This is a genomic window from Novosphingobium organovorum (genome assembly GCF_022832435.1).
GTDB classification, from domain to species: domain Bacteria; phylum Pseudomonadota; class Alphaproteobacteria; order Sphingomonadales; family Sphingomonadaceae; genus Novosphingobium; species Novosphingobium organovorum.
Genome location: NZ_JALHLF010000244.1, coordinates 1 through 1,018 on the forward strand (window position 1 = coordinate 1; position 1,018 = coordinate 1,018).

General features: G+C 72.9%; 1 protein-coding gene. It reads left to right on the forward strand.

Features of this window, described 5'->3' with window-relative positions:
- The coding region (locus MTR62_RS21030) for an ABC1 kinase family protein (protein WP_244024617.1) at positions 1 to 1,018 on the forward strand (1,018 nt) is incomplete at both ends.

Here is a 1,018-nt window from a genome sequence, read left to right on the forward strand (position 1 = left end):
CTCGCCGCCGCCTCGATGGCGCAGGTCCACCGCGCGCGGCTCGCCGACGGGCGCGAGGTCGCGGTCAAGGTGCGCCGTCCGGGCATCGCGGCGCGGATGGAGGCCGACATGCGCATCCTGCGCCAGCTTGCGGGAATCGCCGAGGCGCACAGCCCCGCGCTGCGCCGGCTCGCCCCGCGCGCGATGATCGAGGAGCTGGGGCGCGCCATTCTCGACGAGCTGGACTTCACGCAGGAAGGCCGCAACGCCGAACGCCTCGCCCAGGACCTCGCCGCGCTGGACAAGGTTGCGGTTCCGGGCATCCACTGGGACCTCAGCGCGCCCGACCTGCTGGTGATGGACTTCGTTGCGGGAACCGCGCCGCGCCATCCGCAAGCCCTGCGCGAGGCGGGCATCGATCCCGAGGCGATCGCCGCGCTCGGCGCGCGGCTGGTGCTCGAAATGGTGCTCGTCAACGGGCGCTTCCACGCCGATCCCCACCCCGGCAACCTGCTGTGCCAGGCGCCCGACCGGCTGGTGCTGATCGACCTGGGCTCGGTCGGCACGATTTCGCAGCGCCGTCGCAGCGAATTCCTGAGCTTCATCCTCGCCCTGCGCGGGCGCGACGCGGCCGGGGTGGCGGACACGCTGGCGACCTGGTCGCAAACCGGCGACGTGCCGCGCGAACGGCTGCTTGTCGCCTCCGAACGGCTGGTCGAGCGCCATGGTCAGGGGCCGCTGGTGCTGAGCGCGATGGTCGCCGATTTCTTCCCGCTGCTGCGCCACGAAGGGCTCGTCCTGCCCGCCGATCTGGTGCTGATCTTCAAGGCGATGGTGACGATGGACGGCGTGCTCGCGGCGATCGCACCGGGCTTCGACTTGTCCGGGGCGCTGGGCGCCATGCGCGCCCGGCTCATCGCCAGCCGCATGGCCGAACTGGTGCGCCCCGACCGGATCGAGGCGCTCGGCCTCGAACTCGCCCGCGTGGCCGAGCAGGCGCCCGCGCTGATGCGCGCAGCGACACGGCGGCTCGAACGGC